The sequence below is a fragment of the Planococcus sp. CAU13 genome, assembly GCF_000775575.1.
Lineage (GTDB): Bacteria > Bacillota > Bacilli > Bacillales_A > Planococcaceae > Planococcus.
In genome coordinates this window covers 1-16,482 of sequence record NZ_JRGN01000334.1, presented here as the reverse complement: position 1 = coordinate 16,482, position 16,482 = coordinate 1, and the positions used below count along the sequence as shown (strand labels likewise).

At 47.7% G+C, this 16,482-nt stretch carries 20 protein-coding genes, 1 riboswitch and 1 other annotated feature; of the genes, 14 read left to right on the top strand and 6 right to left on the bottom strand.

The window, feature by feature from the left end; translation table 11 throughout:
- The 5 genes from KW93_RS15705 to KW93_RS15685 all read left to right on the top strand — a co-directional run.
- The coding region (locus KW93_RS15705; RefSeq protein ID WP_327078722.1) for an enolase C-terminal domain-like protein at nt 1-257 on the top strand (257 nt) is incomplete at its 5' end.
- A 168-nt stretch (nt 258-425) separates the two neighbouring features.
- Nucleotides 426-689: a hypothetical protein gene (locus KW93_RS15700; protein ID WP_033543995.1), complete on the top strand. Its 264-nt coding sequence runs from the start codon at nt 426-428 to the stop codon at nt 687-689.
- Nucleotides 676-1,605: a hypothetical protein gene (locus KW93_RS15695; RefSeq protein ID WP_033543994.1), complete on the top strand. Its 930-nt coding sequence runs from the start codon at nt 676-678 to the stop codon at nt 1,603-1,605. Before KW93_RS15700 ends, KW93_RS15695 begins: the two co-directional genes overlap by 14 nt.
- Nucleotides 1,602-2,180, top strand: a complete 579-nt coding sequence (locus KW93_RS15690) for a hypothetical protein (protein WP_033543993.1) — start codon at nt 1,602-1,604, stop codon at nt 2,178-2,180. Before KW93_RS15695 ends, KW93_RS15690 begins: the two co-directional genes overlap by 4 nt.
- Nucleotides 2,180-2,587 (top strand): nucleoside 2-deoxyribosyltransferase, encoded by a 408-nt coding sequence (locus KW93_RS15685; protein ID WP_033543992.1) that lies wholly within the window; start codon nt 2,180-2,182, stop codon nt 2,585-2,587. Before KW93_RS15690 ends, KW93_RS15685 begins: the two co-directional genes overlap by 1 nt.
- Before the next feature lie 21 nt (nt 2,588-2,608).
- Here KW93_RS15685 and KW93_RS15680 read toward each other — a convergent pair whose 3' ends face one another.
- Entirely contained in the window at nt 2,609-3,622 is a 1,014-nt protein-coding gene (locus tag KW93_RS15680) for a metal ABC transporter solute-binding protein, Zn/Mn family (RefSeq protein WP_033543991.1), read from the bottom strand.
- 87 nt (nt 3,623-3,709) lie between these two features.
- Nucleotides 3,710-3,940: a membrane protein insertion efficiency factor YidD gene (gene yidD / locus KW93_RS15675; protein ID WP_033543990.1), complete on the bottom strand. Its 231-nt coding sequence runs from the start codon at nt 3,938-3,940 to the stop codon at nt 3,710-3,712.
- 113 nt (nt 3,941-4,053) lie between these two features.
- Here yidD and KW93_RS15670 point away from each other — a divergent pair, with 113 nt between their 5' ends.
- The 3 genes from KW93_RS15670 (at nt 4,054) to KW93_RS15660 (ending at nt 5,790) form a co-directional block, all read left to right on the top strand.
- Nucleotides 4,054-4,500, top strand: a complete 447-nt coding sequence (locus tag KW93_RS15670) for a Dps family protein (RefSeq protein WP_033543989.1) — start codon at nt 4,054-4,056, stop codon at nt 4,498-4,500.
- Nucleotides 4,501-4,571: 71 nt separating this feature from the next.
- Entirely contained in the window at nt 4,572-5,030 is a 459-nt protein-coding gene (locus tag KW93_RS15665) for an NUDIX domain-containing protein (protein WP_033543988.1), read from the top strand.
- A complete protein-coding gene (locus KW93_RS15660) occupies nt 5,011-5,790 on the top strand; it encodes an alpha/beta hydrolase family protein (RefSeq protein ID WP_033543997.1) in 780 nt (259 codons plus the stop codon). Before KW93_RS15665 ends, KW93_RS15660 begins: the two co-directional genes overlap by 20 nt.
- A 52-nt stretch (nt 5,791-5,842) precedes the next feature.
- Here the strand turns inward: KW93_RS15660 and pckA are convergent, their stop codons facing one another.
- Nucleotides 5,843-7,432 (bottom strand): phosphoenolpyruvate carboxykinase (ATP), encoded by a 1,590-nt coding sequence (gene pckA / locus KW93_RS15655; protein ID WP_033543987.1) that lies wholly within the window; start codon nt 7,430-7,432, stop codon nt 5,843-5,845.
- Nucleotides 7,433-7,667: 235 nt separating this feature from the next.
- Nucleotides 7,668-7,781, top strand: a riboswitch (SAM riboswitch).
- Between the two features lie 204 nt (nt 7,782-7,985).
- On the opposite strand from pckA, the gene metK reads away from it, so the two are divergent.
- Nucleotides 7,986-9,182, top strand: coding sequence for a methionine adenosyltransferase (metK, locus tag KW93_RS15650; RefSeq protein ID WP_033543986.1), 1,197 nt, complete (start codon nt 7,986-7,988; stop codon nt 9,180-9,182).
- 45 nt (nt 9,183-9,227) lie between these two features.
- Here metK and KW93_RS15645 read toward each other — a convergent pair whose 3' ends face one another.
- Nucleotides 9,228-9,740, bottom strand: coding sequence for a gamma carbonic anhydrase (locus KW93_RS15645; RefSeq protein WP_033543985.1), 513 nt, complete (start codon nt 9,738-9,740; stop codon nt 9,228-9,230).
- A 112-nt stretch (nt 9,741-9,852) separates the two neighbouring features.
- On the opposite strand from KW93_RS15645, the gene KW93_RS15640 reads away from it, so the two are divergent.
- Together KW93_RS15640 and KW93_RS15635 are read left to right on the top strand one after the other, a co-directional pair.
- On the top strand, nt 9,853-10,656 hold the full coding sequence (locus KW93_RS15640; RefSeq protein WP_033543984.1) for an alpha/beta fold hydrolase: 804 nt from the start codon (nt 9,853-9,855) through the stop codon (nt 10,654-10,656).
- 21 nt (nt 10,657-10,677) lie between these two features.
- On the top strand, nt 10,678-11,706 hold the full coding sequence (locus KW93_RS15635; RefSeq protein ID WP_033543983.1) for an LLM class flavin-dependent oxidoreductase: 1,029 nt from the start codon (nt 10,678-10,680) through the stop codon (nt 11,704-11,706).
- Between the two features lie 26 nt (nt 11,707-11,732).
- Here the strand turns inward: KW93_RS15635 and KW93_RS15630 are convergent, their stop codons facing one another.
- Both KW93_RS15630 and KW93_RS15625 read right to left on the bottom strand, forming a co-directional pair.
- Nucleotides 11,733-12,311 carry a class I SAM-dependent methyltransferase gene (locus KW93_RS15630; protein ID WP_033543982.1) on the bottom strand — a complete coding sequence of 193 codons (579 nt, stop codon included), beginning with the start codon at nt 12,309-12,311 and terminating at the stop codon, nt 11,733-11,735.
- Complete coding sequence (locus tag KW93_RS15625) at nt 12,308-13,261, bottom strand: TIGR01212 family radical SAM protein (RefSeq protein WP_033543981.1); 954 nt, start codon at nt 13,259-13,261, stop codon at nt 12,308-12,310. The genes KW93_RS15630 and KW93_RS15625 overlap by 4 nt, the downstream gene beginning before the upstream one ends.
- A gap of 155 nt (nt 13,262-13,416) precedes the next feature.
- Here KW93_RS15625 and KW93_RS15620 point away from each other — a divergent pair, with 155 nt between their 5' ends.
- From KW93_RS15620 to KW93_RS15610, 3 genes are all read left to right on the top strand, one after another.
- Nucleotides 13,417-14,613 (top strand): MDR family MFS transporter, encoded by a 1,197-nt coding sequence (locus KW93_RS15620; RefSeq protein ID WP_033543980.1) that lies wholly within the window; start codon nt 13,417-13,419, stop codon nt 14,611-14,613.
- Between the two features lie 134 nt (nt 14,614-14,747).
- Nucleotides 14,748-15,440, top strand: a complete 693-nt coding sequence (locus KW93_RS15615; protein WP_033543979.1) for a CoA transferase subunit A — start codon at nt 14,748-14,750, stop codon at nt 15,438-15,440.
- A gap of 17 nt (nt 15,441-15,457) precedes the next feature.
- A complete protein-coding gene (locus KW93_RS15610) occupies nt 15,458-16,111 on the top strand; it encodes a 3-oxoacid CoA-transferase subunit B (RefSeq protein WP_033543978.1) in 654 nt (217 codons plus the stop codon).
- A 45-nt stretch (nt 16,112-16,156) separates the two neighbouring features.
- Nucleotides 16,157-16,364, top strand: a binding site (T-box leader).
- Nucleotides 16,365-16,482: the final 118 nt, after the last annotated feature.

Sequence of the window (16,482 nt, the reverse complement as noted above, 5' to 3'; positions counted from 1 at the left end):
GGAATGAAACCCTTAAGATAGTGGAATTATGCCGCAGCCACGGTATCGGCATGTGGGTTGGGGGCATGATTGAAATGGGCATATCCAAAGCCCATAACCTCGCACTGGCATCGCTGCCGGATTTCTTTCTGCCAGGGGATTTTTCGGATTCTCAGCATTTCTGGGAACAGGACATCATTTCTCCTGAAATTGAAGTGGTGAACGGAAAGATCGCATTACAGAAGAAAGACGGCATTGGGTATGAATTTATCCAGTGAAAGCGGGACTGATTCAGGTCCTGCTTTATTTTTTTGCCTTTTTTCAGAAATCATATGATAAGATGATAAAAAGTGTAAATGGAACTTTCTGTATAGTTTGTCAGGTTATTTTTGTATTAATGAGATGCGAAACAATTACCATTACACCCGAAATGGAGGGAACCTTTCATGAACTTCTGGAAATTCATGCTTTCGTTTTTTATTGTCAGCGCCATTGCTGATCTGACTTACCTCAACCTTAGTTTCTTCGAGTACAGCTTATTCAGCGCTGATGTATTTCAATGGGCAACACCGATCAAGTTTTTAGTGGAAATGAGTATTTTTGCCGTTCTGCTTTTCGGCTTATATAATCTGCTGGAATTTCCGGGTAAGTGGCGGATGGAACGAAAATACATAAAGACGCAAAAGGAACTGGCCGATGAAGCAAAGTAAAGGCAGTTCTATGAATCCGAGGGTGTTTTTTAGTGTCTTGTTCGTAATTATTACCGGCTGGTTTGCCGTTGGAGCTTATGCCAGTTCACAGCATCTGGAAAAGCCGGTATTCCTGGATCATTATATCGATGATTATGCTCAGGAAGCGCTGACGCTGCAGTTTTATTACATAACGAATAAAGGCGATCGGAATACGATTAATTATATAATGCTCGGGTATATACCGGGATACGTAAATAGTGGATATATCGATGAATTTTTTGATCCGTTCATGGAGGAAGCTCAATACATCCAGCGCTATGGACTCCACGATTTGAGGTCAGTCACTATCACTTTAGATGCGCAAGAAATAAATAAGTCAAAAGAGAATATGACGTTTGATGAAATAACTGTCTACTTCTCAGACGGCAGTTCGATGGTGGCAGATATTGGGGAAATCGTTCTTCATCCCATTAAGAGCACGGATAATCCTCTGCTTTCCCAGGAGTTATCGGCTTCATCTCCGAACAGTTATGAATCTGTTGTGCGCGCTGAAGAAAAATTGACCATAACATCATTGCAGCCGCATATGCCTGCGGATGATTTAAACAGCCTGACAATCCACTTGCTGGGAGAAGATGAAATCGTAAACGAATATAATCTGTCCGATATGATGGATGAAAAGATCCGACATGAAAAAGGCAGCCATTACATGGATTTGAACTATCCCATTGAATTGGATGAAGAGGAAGCTTTTGTCCTGTCCATCCGGAATCAGGAAAAAGTGAAATACGTTCTCAAATCCTGGATGATGGTGGAGGCGCTGGATGAGAATAATAAAGAACTGAGCTTTCCTCTTTATCTTTCCTGCATTCCGGAGCTGGCTGCAGCGGATATAAAAGCGATCTTAGAGCAAAAGGGGCAGGGGAATAAATGAAAAATTCTTTGAGGCAGATCCTATATGGTTATGTATTTATTTTTCTGGCCATCCGAATTGGCGTAGATCTGCTGGCCGATCCGATCGGTTATTTCCTGATTGCGGCAGGCTGCTTTAAAATCGGGGGACGTTTTTTCGACGGCAAAATTGCGTCGTATATCGCGAACGGGCTGCTTTTTCTATCATTCCCATCTGTATTCATCGATTTTAACCTCATTGAAAGCGGACCCTGGTACTATTATTCCAAGATGCTGTTTGCAGGAGAAATCGTCTTGACGTTTTACATCTTCCGCATGCTGAAAGCGGTCGCACAATTCAATGTCAACATCAGACTGGAAGAGCGGACACAGCGCCTTTTCAATGTCTATATTCCAGCGAGTCTGTTAATGCTAGCCTTCACCGGTGTCCTGATCGCTTTTGAGTTTGAATTCATGCAGGTTCTGTCGTTTGCGCTGTTGCTATTTTTATTGGGATTGAAAATTGCCTTTCTCTTTTTGCTCAATGCGTTCAGAAAAAATACTACTGATGAAAAACGGCCGGTCATCACGTTTGGAGAAGGGAGCACAGAGAGCTGATGAAATTTTACATTGCTTCAAGCTTCGCAAATAAAGAAAAAGTCAGGGAAGCTGCGGATCTATTAAAAGAGCAGGGATTTGCACAAGCTTACGATTGGACCGAAAACATGCGGGCTTCTTCAATAGAAGATTTGAAACGAATTGGGCAGCTTGAAAGGGAGGCGGTACTTGAGGCTGATTTTCTGGTTGTCCTATTGCCGGCAGGAAAAGGCAGCCATATTGAACTCGGTATTGCCGCAGGGCAGGGGAAGCCGGTTTATCTGCTGTCGGAATCTGAAGAGTATTTCGAGATTGATGTGACGAGCACATTCTATTATTTGCCGGAAGTGAAGATTCTGATCGGCAATTTAAAAGAAAATATTAATCACATTTGCAAGAAAGAAGTTCAAAAAGAAAGCGTCCAATGAATTTCCAATGGACGCTTTCTTTTATTTCAATATTGTTTCCAGCACTTCAAGATTCTTTTCCATCAGTGTAAAATACGTTTCTCCGTTATCGATGTCTTCCTGGGTCAATACGCCAAGATTGTGCATTTGGACCGCTTCGGCGCCGACTTCTTTTTGAACGACTTCCGTCAGATTGGAAGAGACATTCTGTTCAAATACAATGTATTCGATATTTTTTTCATGGGCAAGATCAACGATTTCCGTCAATTCTTTCTGGGAAGGTTCGTCCTGGCTGTTCAGCCCGGCAACTGACACCTGTTCAAAACCATATGGCTCTGCCAGGTAAGTGAACGCTGCATGGGATACAAAAAAGGTATCTTTCGTCACGCGCTCATGCAATTCGCTGAACGCCACATCCAATTGTTGCAGCTCTTCGACCAATGCAGCGTGATTTGTTTCATAAATTTCAGTGTTGTCCGGATCTTTGGCAATCAATGAATCTTTGATGGCATCCGCCAGGTTCTGGCTGAGTTTCGGTGACATCCAGACATGAGGATCGGTTGAACCATGGTTGTGGCCGTCGTGTGCACCCTCTTCTCCGTGGTCATGATCCTCATGATCTTCGTGCTCGTCTTCATGTTCTTCCTCGGAATGGCTGCCATCATTGTGCAGCGCTGCTTCCAATTGTTCGTCCGAGATGGAGTCGGCCAACGCCACAAATTCCACTTCTTCGCCGTTCAGGGTTCTCTTTGCACTGTCAATAAAACCTTCCAGACCGAGACCGATGTAGAACATCAGGTCTGCTTCAGCGATGGCGATCATGCCCTGCTGAGTCGGTTCGAATGTGTGTTCATTCGCGCCGGCCGGATAAACGGATGTTACTTCAACAAAATCTCCGCCGATCCGTTCAGTGAAATAAGTCAATGGATATACAGTTGTATAGATTTCCAATTTTGTGTTGTCAGCAGGTGATGCAGCATTGTCTGTGTCAGCATTTCCGCATGCAGCAAGAGTTAGAGCAGTAAGCAATAAAACAAATAGAGCCAGTTTTTTCATAAGGTTCCTCCAAAATGTAACGATTACGTTTTATTCACGTAGAGTATCTTACCCCAATCTTTTTTTAAACACAAGAAAAACCTCCAATTATTTTTTTGGAGGCCATTGTTCGGGTACGAAATCAACGCCGCCTTTATTGAATGGATGGCAGCTGAGAATTCGTTTGATTGCCAGAAATCCGCCTTTCAGGGCGCCGTGCTTTTCGACGGCTTCAATGCCGTAATGGGAACAGGTCGGATAGAATCGGCAACTCGGCGGTGACAGCGGGGAGATGAACCGCTGATAGAAACGGAATATTTTTATCAATGCAGTTTTCAGTTGGATCGCCTTCTTCTTTCCATCAGATTGGAAGCTCTTATGTTTATTGTAGGGACTTTGAAGGTATTAATAAAGTAGAAGAACTTATCAATTTGAATGGAGAGTGGATATCAATGTCGAAAGAATTAAACGATGAACTCAATGTGCAGGTGGCAACGTGGTCAGTAGTATATACAAAATTACATAATTTCCACTGGTATGTGAAAGGTCATCAATTCTTTACCCTGCATGTGAAGTTCGAGGAACTTTACAATGAAGCGACTTTGCATATGGATGAAATTGCGGAGCGATTACTGGCGCTTGGCGGGAAGCCGGTCGCTACAATGAAAGAGCAATTGGAGTTGTCCGTAGTTGATGAAGCGACGAGCAAAGAAAACTCGGATCAAATGGTCGAGGCGGTTGTATCGGATTATGATAAAATCATGAAATCCCTGAAAAAAGGCATGGAACTTGCAGCTGAAGACGGCGATGATATGACGGAAGACATGCTGAACGCCATCCATCAGAACCTTGAGAAACATTCATGGATGCTGTCTGCATTCCTCGGCGAAAAGAAGTAAAATAGAATTACACAAAGCGCACACGTTCCGGATTGTGGGCGCTTTTTTAGTTTGTTCAGGAGTGAGGAAAAATGGAATATACGGATTGGAATGGCTGCCACTGCAAATTGTCATTCGAGAGGGATGCGTTCCAGCTCGCCAGCCGGCATGTGCTTGTGATAGCCAGGTGGCAGGGTCGCTGGCTGCTGACGGATGACAGGAAGCGGGGGCTGGAATTCCCGGGAGGTAAAGCGGAAGCGGGCGAAAGTCTGATGGAGGCGGCGGTACGTGAAGTTTATGAAGAGACGGGTGCAGTTATTGAGGAATTGGAATGGTTTGCGGAGTATTATGTCGACAGCACCCCGCCTTTCTGCAAAACCGTGTTTCTGGCAAAAGTGTCGGCCGTCGAAGAGATCGAATTGATGGAAACGAACGGAGCCGTTTTGGTAAATGAATTAGCGGTGGATGATACTTACAGTTTTCTGATGAAAGATGAAGGAATGAAAGAAATCATGAAGCGGGTGAATGCAGATGGAAAATGGAACGATTGAATCGAAAAGGCGCTACCCTTCGCCGAATCCCAAAGTAGAGCTGACGGAAATCGTTTATTGGTCGGAAGGCTTGAAGGTCAAAGGGCTGCTCGCTGAACCGAAAGAGCCGGGCGATTACAGCGGCATGCTCTACTTGCGGGGCGGCATCCAGTCAATCGGCATGGTGCGGCCGGCCCGGGCTGCGCAATATGCTGCGCAGGGATTTGTCGTTTTCGCACCGTATTACAGAGGCAATCGCGGAGGGGAAGGCAAAGATGAATTTGCAGGCGCTGACCGGTGGGATGCTGTGCATGCGGTGGATGTGCTGAAACAATTCTGTAACGGCAAAGTGCATCTGCTGGCATTTTCCAGAGGCGGCATCATGGCGCTTTGGACGGCCGTTTTGCGGAATGATATTACGTCACTTGTGACGTGGGCCGGTGTTACGGACACGGTGCTGACGTATAAAGAACGGCCGGATATGCGGCGGATGATGAAGCGGATTTACGGCGGTACACCGAATACCGCGCTGACCGCTTATGAAGAACGGAATCCGCTCCTGCGGCTCGACGAAGCGACAGCGCCGATGCTGATCATACACGGATTAAAAGATGAAAACGTGCTGCCTGCACAGGCGTATCTGCTGGAGGAAGCGTTGAAATTGAATGGCCACCCACATGAAACGTGGTATTTCCCTGAATATGATCATTTCTTCCCGCCGGCCGCCAATCGCAGGACGGTTGCCGCTTTGGCACATTGGATGAAAGATAAGGAACAGTAAGACAGGCAAAAAAAATCACATCCGGCGAAACTGCCGGATGTGATTTTGCTGATCAGTTATTCAATGGACCGCCTTTAGCGCTGATGTCAGCTGATACGGTGCCGAATTTCTTGAAGTTTTCCTGGAATTTTTGAGCCAGTTCGTTTGCTTTTGCGTCATAAGCTTCTTTATCGGCCCATGCATCGCGTGGATTCAGGACTTCAGTTGGCACTCCTGAGATTTCTTTCGGAATGCTCAGTCCGAATATTGCTTCCTGTGCCGTTTCTGCATCGTGCAATTCGCCTTTGATCGCTGCGCGGACCATTGTGCGCGTATACGAAAGTTTCATGCGGCTGCCGACACCATATTCTCCACCGGTCCAGCCTGTGTTTACAAGGAATACATCCACTTTGTGCTCATCGATTTTGTTGCCGAGCATTTCAGCATAAACCGTTGCATGCAGTGGAAGGAACGGTGAGCCGAAGCAAGTTGAGAACGTTGCTTCCGGAGACGTTACACCACGCTCAGTGCCGGCAAGTTTCGATGTATAGCCGCTCAGGAAGTGATACATTGCCTGTTCTTTCGTCAGTTTGCTGATTGGAGGCAATACGCCGAAAGCGTCAGCCGTAAGGAAAACGATTGTTTTTGGATGTCCAGCCATTGAAGGGTGGATGCTGTTGTCGATTGCATCAATCGGATAAGCTGCACGGGTATTTTCAGTCAATGAACCATCGTCATAATCAGGAATGCGTGTTTCCGGATCGACCACTACGTTTTCAAGCACGGAACCGAAACGGATAGCGTCATAAATCTGCGGCTCGTTTTCACGAGAAAGGTTGATCGTTTTCGCGTAGCAGCCGCCTTCGATATTGAAAACGCCGTTATCGGACCATCCATGCTCGTCATCACCGATCAGTTTGCGGTCCTGATCTGCTGAAAGGGTAGTTTTTCCTGTACCTGACAGACCGAAGAATAAAGCGACATCGCCGTCCTGACCGACGTTTGCTGAACAGTGCATAGGAAGAATGCCTTTTTCAGGAAGGATATAGTTCATGATCGAGAAAATGGATTTTTTCATTTCGCCGGCATATTCAGTGCCGCCGATTAAAATAACGCTTTTCTCCATGGAAACGATGATGAATGTTTCAGAATCCGTGCCGTCGACTGCCGGATCCGCTTTAAAAGTCGGAGCGTAGACGACAGTGAATTCTGCATCATGGCTTTTCATTTCTTCAGCTGTCGGACGGATGAACAATTGGTGGGCAAACAGATTGTGCCACGCATACTCGTTGATCGTCTGGATGTGAAGGCGTGATTCAGGGTCTGCACCGGCAAATCCTTTAAAGACAAAAAGCTCTTCTTTTTCTTTAAGATGTTTCAGGACTTTTGCATACAGATTCTCGAAAATTTCAGAAGAAATCGGACGGTTTACGGAACCCCAGTCAATTTTATCTTTCGAAATATCTTCTTCTACCATATACTTATCTTTAGGCGAACGGCCTGTGTATTTTCCTGTTTCGGCTCTGACTGCACCTTCGCGTGTTAATATTGCTTCACCGCGTGAAGTTGCTGCCTCCACTAATTGTGGGACCGACAATTGGATTTTGACATTAGTGCCGTTTAAAAGATCTTTCAAATCGCTTGCGAAGTTAACTGAGTTCATATATGTACCTTCCTTTTCGGTTATTCCCAAGGTATTGGGGAAGAGTTATATTCGAACAATAGTATAACACATTAACTTGATTAGTCTATACTAATAACCCGCCTAATCCGAAATTTCAACAATTGTGCATATTCAATACCCGCCTTAGGCTATTTTAAAGCATTCACTCAGAATTAATTATAAAAATCGTTGACATCATATAGGCATTTCCGTATGATGAAAAATTGAACGGATACTCTTATTCCGAGCTGGTGGAGGGGACAGGCCCTATGAAACCCGGCAACCTGCTGCATGATGCAGCGCTGGTGCCAAACCTGAAGCAAGGCGCAAAGGCCTTGGACGATAAGAGTGAAAGGTGCGTATGATGATTTCTCCTTTCCTCATTTAAGGATGAGTGAAGGGATTTTTTTATGAATTGCCCTTAATCCTCGTGTACAAAGGCCACAACGGCTTGAAGTTCAATCCAGTAATGTTTGGAACGGACTTGACATGGGAAAACGAGTACCGTATCAATTTCGAGAGCAATCTCGCAGGATATAAGGAGGAACATTTTTTGACAAACCGTCGATTATTCACATCAGAATCAGTAACTGAAGGACACCCGGATAAGATCTGTGACCAGATTTCAGATGCCATCCTGGACGCGATCCTTGCAGAAGACCCTAATGCACGAGTGGCGTGCGAAACGACCGTTACTACTGGTCTTGTTCTCGTGGCCGGGGAAATTACAACAACAACTTACGTGGACATTCCGAAAGTGGTTCGCCAGACCGTACAGGAAATCGGATATACACGCGCGAAATACGGCTTTGACTCTGAAACGAGTGCTGTCCTGACTGCTATTGATGAGCAGTCACCGGATATTGCTGCAGGGGTTAACGTTGCTCTTGAAGCACGCGAAGGCCAGATGACAGATAAGGAACTGGATGAAATCGGAGCTGGAGACCAGGGTTTGATGTTCGGTTACGCGAACAATGAAACTGAAGAGCTTATGCCGCTTCCAATTTCATTGGCACATAAACTGGCCCGCCGTTTGGCTGAAGTGCGCAAGGAAGAAATTCTTCCATATTTGCGTCCTGATGGTAAAACGCAGGTAACGATTGAATATGATGAAAACGATAAGCCGGTACGCGTGGATACAATCGTTATTTCCACTCAGCATCACCCGGAGGTGACGCTTGAACAGATTCAGCGCAACATTAAAGAATATGTCATCAATGAAGTCGTTCCGGCACATTTGCTGGATGCTGAAACAAAATACTTCATCAACCCGACAGGCCGCTTCGTTATCGGCGGACCACAAGGGGACGCTGGTCTTACAGGCAGAAAAATCATCGTTGATACGTACGGCGGTTATGCACGCCACGGCGGTGGAGCATTCTCCGGCAAGGACGCGACGAAAGTTGACCGTTCAGGTGCTTATGCAGCGCGTTACGTTGCGAAGAACATCGTTGCATCCGGCCTTGCTGATAAATGCGAAGTGCAGCTCGCTTATGCGATCGGAGTTGCTCATCCGGTATCGATTTCAGTCGATACATTCGGAACAGGCAAAATCAGTGAAGAGAAATTCATTGAACTTGTCCGCAACAACTTTGACCTGCGTCCGGCAGGATTGATTAAAATGCTTGACCTGCGCCGCCCGATTTACAAACAGACTGCAGCATACGGTCACTTCGGACGTACAGATGTGGATCTTCCGTGGGAACGTACGGACAGAGCAGCAGCTTTGAAAGAACAATCAGGAATGTGATTATATAGAAGAAAACCGCACAAGCCCGATGGCTTGTGCGGTTTTTCATTTTTGCAGTGATTTATAATAGGCGGCTTTCTCAGCGTATTCTCGGACGATGCGTTCCATTTCGGCGATATCTTCTTCATTGAGGTCGCGGATGACTTTCGCCGGCCGTCCGAAAGCCAGTTTGCCTGGAGGGATGACTTTTCCCTGCGGTACGAGGCTGCCGGCGCCGATAAATGCGCCTTCGCCAATTTCGGCACCGTCGAGGATGACAGAGCCCATGCCGATCAATGCATTTTTCCGGATGATGCAGCTGTGGAGCGTCACCTGATGGCCGACCGTCACGTTATCTTCAAGGATCAATGGATTATTCGGGCTCTGATGGAGCATACACAGGTCCTGAACGTTGGTTTTATTGCCGATGATTGTCGGGGCTACGTCGCCCCGGACAACGGTATTGAACCAGATGGACGATTCGGCGCCAATTTGGACGTCCCCGGTGATGGTGGCGAAATCAGCGATAAATGCCGATGGGTCGATTTGCGGTTGTTTATCTTTGTATGGGTAAATCATGGTAAAACTCCTTTATTCAAGATAAGATATCTATAATGGTAGCAAAACCATTTGAAAGGTCAACTTTAAGATCAGATTTCATCTGAAGGATAGATTAAAGGGGGCGTGGTATATGTGGAAATGGCAGGCTGAAGGGCAAGCGAAGGCAGTGATCGTGCTGGTTCACAGCGCATACGAACATCATCTTCGGTATGGATGGCAAATAGAGCAATGGCGCGCAGCTGGTTTTCAAGTCGTCATGGGTGACCTGGCGGGGCATGGCAAAAGCCGGGCGACAAGTAAACCCCATATGGCCGATTTTACAGTTTATGAAACTGAAATAGATGAAATGCTGAAAGCCGCCTATACGGACGGGTTGCCGGTCTTCGTCATTGCCCATGGCTTTGGTGCCATCCTGGTGATGAGTTATCTCAGTAGAGTCAAACAGAATATAGCGGGAGTCGTCTTTACCTCTCCCTGGCTGAAACTCATCAAAACGCCTTCGAAAATTTCGGGTGCACTGCCAGGTTTGCATAAACTGACGCCGAATATGAAAATAAACCATGGCCTGATGACTGAAGATCTGACCCGCAATCCTGAAATTATCGAAATGGAGTGGGGGGACGAACTGTACAGGCCGGTTGTGACGGTCAAGTGGTATCACGAACTGCAGACGTATATGAAGATACTGAACAGCGGAAAAGTGAAATTCCCTGACATTCCAACATTCGTCCATACGGCGGAAAATGATCTCGTGTCGGATAAGGAAGCTGCAAAAAACTGGCTGAAGCAGCAGGATCTGAAAGAGTTCAGCTATAAGGAATGGAAAGGCGCCTATCATGATCTTTTCCAGGAACCGGAACGGGAAAATGTACTGGTCACGACGCATTTATTCATGAAAAATGTTCTGCGCACATTGGGCTATGTGGTGAAATAAGAAACGGAAGGAGTGATGGGCATGGCATTGCAATACAGTATCCTTGATCAATCGCCTGTTTCTGAAGGCAGCAATCCGGGCGAAGCGCTGCAGCAGACCGCTGTGCTGGCACAGAAAGCCGAGCAATGGGGTTATACGCGTTTTTGGGTATCGGAACATCATGATGCGACCACTTTAGCCGGCTCATCACCTGAAATTTTGATTTCCCATCTGGGAGCGGTGACCCGGAAGATCCGGCTTGGGTCGGGAGGAGTCATGCTGCCGCATTATTCTTCGTTTAAAATTGCTGAAAACTTCAAGCTGCTGGAAGCTTTGTATCCCGGCAGAATCGATGCCGGAGTCGGCCGTGCGCCGGGCGGCATGCCGCGAGCCTCGCTCGCGCTCAACGAAGGCCGTGCGCGGAATGTCGACCGCTTTCCGGATCAGATCGATGAACTGTCGATGTATTTGAATGATACGATTCCTGAAAATCATATGTATCACGGCATGAAGGCGACTCCGCTGACGGAATCCGCACCGCCCATCTGGATTCTCGGCTCCAGCATGTCGTCGGCTTTATTGGCTGCCGAAAAAGGTATGCCGTATATGTTTGCCCATTTCATCAACGGTGAAGGCGGGCAGGATTTCACACGAACCTACAAAGAACGTTTTGAGGCGCAAAACGGATTCGAGCCATATGCGGGCTTTGCGATTTTCGTGGTGTGCCAGGAAACGGAAGAACAGGCAGAGCGGGTGGCTTCTTCTCTTGACCTTGCATTATCGATGGGTGCACAGGGTATGCCGTCGAAAGGGACGCCGCCTCCTGAACGGGCGCTCGCCTATGAATATACGAAATTTGAGAAACTGCTCGTTGAAGAAAACCGGCGGCGCATGGTCGTCGGCACGCCTCAGCAGGTAGGTGACCGGCTGGAAGAGCTTGCCGCTGAATATGGGGCGGATGAAGTGATGCTCGTGTCGATTGCGTACGATTTCCAGGACAAGCTGAAAACGTTTGAGCTGGTTGCGGAAGAAATGAAGAAACGCAATCATGTTCTGGCGAATAATCAATAAGCTCGACGAAAATACCGCCTGGATGCTTATGCATCCGGCGGCATTTTTTTAGCTGTTTTTTTCTCAATCGCCACCAGGAACGGCGGCGAATGCTGCTGATTGATGAACTGGTATTGCATAACGTCAAATTGGGTCTGCGGAAGCTGCTTCACAAATTCCATCACAGCGTCCCGTTCTTCACTGCCGCCTTCATGGCCGGAATAGATGACGATTGCGACAATTCCATTTTCCTTCAATAAGTGGAGGCATTGGCTGATGGCAGCCAGCGTCGAGTCCGCCTTTGTAATAATGCTGTGGTCGCCTTTTGGCAGGTAGCCGAGATTGAAAACCGCCGCGCCAATCAGTGTGTGGACGTGCTGATCGATTTCAGCATGGCTGCCGAGGATCAATTCGACATTGGAGAAATCTTTGACTCGTTCACGCGTGCTTGCGATGGCTTCTTCCTGGATATCAAAAGCGTAGACTTTTCCGCTGTCACCGACCAGCCCGGCAAGAAATAACGTATCATGGCCGTTGCCGGCAGTGGCGTCAATCACGTGGTCGCCAGCTGTAACCGTCTGCTCGAGCAGAAGCTTCGTAAAAGGGAGAACGCGCATCAACGTCATGCTTCCACCGCCCCGTGGAAAAGTTTGCCCTGCCAGCTGCCGCGTTTTTCAAGTTCCGCGTCGATGCCGTTCAGCACATCCCATTTATTGACGCTCCACATCGGGCCGATCATCAATTCGATCGGGCCATCCCCGGTAATACGCTGGACGATCATATCGGGGGGAATCACTTCCAGCTGATCGGTAACGAGTTTGATGTATTCATCTTTTTCCAGAAATTCGACCATGCATTTTTCGTATTGCTTGACCATCGGAGTACCTTTCAAGAGATGCAGCAAATGGATTTTAATGCCCTGTACATCGAGTTTGGCAACTTCCCGCGCCGTTTCCATCATCATGTCCCGGTCTTCAAGCGGCAGGCCATTGATGATATGGGTGCAGACGCGAATGCCTCGGCTTCGCAGTTTTTCAACGCCTTCCTTATACAGATTGAAATCGTGGGCACGGTTCACGAGCCGCGCAGTTTCCTCGTGGATGGTCTGCAGGCCCAGTTCGATCCATAAATAAGTCCGTTCATTCAGCTCAGCCAAATAATCAACAACGTCATCCGGCAGACAGTCGGGACGGGTGGCGATGCTCAGGCCGACCACGTTTTCCTGTGCCAGTGCTGCTTCGAATTTCTCTTTGATGACCGGCAGCGGGGCATGTGTATTGGTGTACGCCTGAAAATAAGCGATGTACTTGCCGTCTTTCCATTTCTTGTGCATTTTCTCTTTGATTTTTTCGAACTGCATGGGAATCGGATCGACGCGGTCGCCGGCAAAATCACCGGACCCTGCAACAGAACAGAACGTGCAGCCGCCATATGCGACAGTGCCGTCGCGGTTCGGACAATCAAATCCGGCATCCAGTGCGATTTTCATGATTTTATGGCCAAAATGGTCCCGCAGATGGCGGTTCCATGTGTAATAGCGTTTGCCATCAGAAGAAAAAGGCAGATTCAATTCCATAATAACAACTCCTCATTCTGTATTGTAGCATGGCATTAATTTTCGCTACAACGGCTGAAATATCTGTTAATGGAACTTCTTTGAAAATTAGCTTGTAGAGTGTTGAAAAAAGGAATACAATGACTCTTGGAATTGAGCTAAGAGGAGACAGAACGATGCCGAAACAAGTTTGGCTTTTAATCATTGGAATGCTCGTCAATGTTACCGGGAATTCATTTCTTTGGCCGTTGACAACAATATATATGCACGACCATTTAGGGAAATCATTATCGCTCGCGGGGCTTGTCCTCATGGCGAACGCGGGAGCGGCGGTCATCGGCAACCTGCTGGGAGGCATGCTGTTCGATCGGATCGGCGGTTATAAGTCGATCATGGGCGGCATCATCGTCACCATTTTTGCATTGACCGGTTTGACCATCTGGCACGACTTTGTGCCGTTCGTGGCGTTTTATACGATCATCGGTTTCAGCGGCGGAATTGTATTCCCGAGTATGTACGCGATGGTCGGAACGGTGTGGCCGGAAGGCGGACGCAAGGCGTTCAACGCCATTTACCTGGCACAGAATGTCGGTGTGGCCGTTGGACCCGCAATGGCGGGCGTGCTGGCCGCCATCAGTTTCGATTACATATTCATGGCGAATCTGGGGATGTATACCCTGTTTTTCTTTATTGCTGCGTTCGGCTTCAAGTCAATGTCGATATCAGCTTCTGCGCATACCAGTGTTTTCAATGAAGGAAAAAAGATCCGCAACCGGGCGCCTTTCTATGCCCTGCTCATTGTATCTGCCGGCTATCTGCTCTGCTGGGTCGGCTATGTCCAGTGGCAATCGACGATTTCCGCCTACACGCAGGAAATCGGCATCACTTTGCCGCAATACAGTTTTCTGTGGACATTGAACGGCGCTTTGATTGTCCTCGGTCAGCCGCTCATCCGGCCGATCATTAAGCGCATCGAAGATAATATAAAACAGCAATTGGTCATCGGCATCGCCATCATGATGGTGTCGTATCTGGTGGTAGCTTTTGCTGACGAATTCAGCATGTTCGTCATTGCGATGGCGATTCTGACAATCGGGGAAATGTTTGTCTGGCCGGCGGTTCCGGCGCTGGCGAATCAGCTCGCGCCGAAGGGCAGGGAAGGTTTCTACCAGGGCATTGTCAACAGTGTGGCAACCGGCGGCCGCATGGTGGGTCCCTTGATGGGCGGTATCATGGTGGATCTGTACGGCATGTCTGCGCTGTTCCTGCTCGTGACGGTTCTTTTGGTTGCGGCAATCGGCACTTCATTGATTTATGATATTCCGTTGAAGCGGAAGCAGGCGGCGATGGATCAGGAAAAAGTAATAGTATAAGAATGGAAGAACCTCGCCGCGTGCGGGGTTCTTTTTGCTGCCGGTTGCGTTTCGGCGGTGACTTTGATTAAATTAGAATGAAAGCGTTCCAATAATTTGAATACTCATACATAAAGCTGAGGGGGCATAAATAAATGAAACCGATTTACAGTTCTGCAAAAGAAGCGGTGGAACAAATCCAGGATGGTGCCACGATTATGGTTGGAGGGTTTGGCCTGGTCGGCATCCCGGAACAATTGATTCTGGCGCTGGTGGACAAAGGCGTAACCGATCTTACCGTCATTTCCAATAACTGCGGTGTTGACGAATGGGGACTGGGACTGCTGCTGAAAAATAAACAGATCAAGAAAATGATCGGCTCCTATGTGGGCGAAAACAAGGAATTCGAACGCCAGGTGCTGTCGGGAGAAATCGAAGTCGAATTGACACCGCAGGGCACGCTTGCTGAAAAAATGCGTGCGGGCGGCGCAGGGATTCCTGCATTCTTCACTCCGGCAGGCGTCGGTACGACCGTTGCGGAAGGAAAAGAAATCCGTGAATTCGATGGCAAGGAATATGTGCTGGAACATGCATTGCGTGCTGATTTTGCACTGGTACGTGCAGCTAAAGCGGATAAGATGGGCAATCTGGTCTACAATAAAACAGCACAGAACTTCAATCCGCTGGCAGCGGCTGCCGGCAAAATTACAATCGCTGAAGTCGAGGAAATCGTTGAAACCGGCATGATCGACCCGAACCATGTCCAGACGCCGAGTATTTATGTGCAGGGATTACTGGAAGCGAAACAGGAAAAACGCATTGAACGTTTAACGACGAGACAGGCTTAAGGGAGGAGACTGAGAGTATGGATAAGCAAATGGTGAGAGAACGTATTGCAAGACGGGCTGAAAAAGAAATCAAAGACGGCGACTACGTCAATCTGGGAATCGGCATGCCGACTTTGGTGGCGAATTTCATTTCAGATAACAAATCGGTTGTGCTGCAATCTGAAAATGGCTTGCTTGGCATCGGTCCATATCCGACCGAAGATGAAGTCGATCCCGACCTGATCAACGCCGGCAAAGAAACAGTTACGACAATTCCAGGCTCCGCTTTCTTCACAAGTGCCGAATCGTTCGCGATGATCCGAGGCGGACATATTGATGTCGCGATTCTCGGCGGCATGGAAGTTGCCGAAAACGGCGACCTCGCAAACTGGATGATTCCAGGCAAGATGATTAAAGGCATGGGCGGCGCGATGGATCTTGTCCACGGCGCGAAAAAAGTCATCGTCATCATGGACCATGTATCGAAAGACGGTTCCGCCAAAATCAAGAAGCAGTGCGATTTGCCGTTGACAGGCAAAGGAGTCGTCAATAAAATCATTACAGAGCGCGCAGTCATCGAAGTGACCGACAGTGGCCTTGTGCTGACGGAAGTGTTCGAAGGATTCAGTGTGCAGGATGTCATCGACTCGACTGACGCACCGCTGAACACGGAGAACGTCAAAGTATCCTGAGCTGTTGCCAAAATGCGGAAGCTCAGCTAGAATAGGATGTAATAGCAAAAGACTTTGATGAGGATCAGTAAATCGTATTTTATTCCCCCAGAGAGCCGGCGTTTGGTGCAAGCCGGTGGATAAAGCGGTTGAACTCGCCTTTGAGTCAGTGCATGTGAATGGAGTAATATGCACCGTTTTCCGCGTTAAGGAATCAAGTTGGGCGAGTAATTCGCTAATTTGGGTGGTACCGCGGGTAATTCCCGTCCCTTATGTTTATAAGGGGCGGGGATTTTTTATTTCCGGATAAAAAATTAAATACTATTTTATGTTGAGAAAGCTTTAAAAGGAGCGGGTATTTATCCAGACTCCAGCTGCCCAGCTCTTCGGGT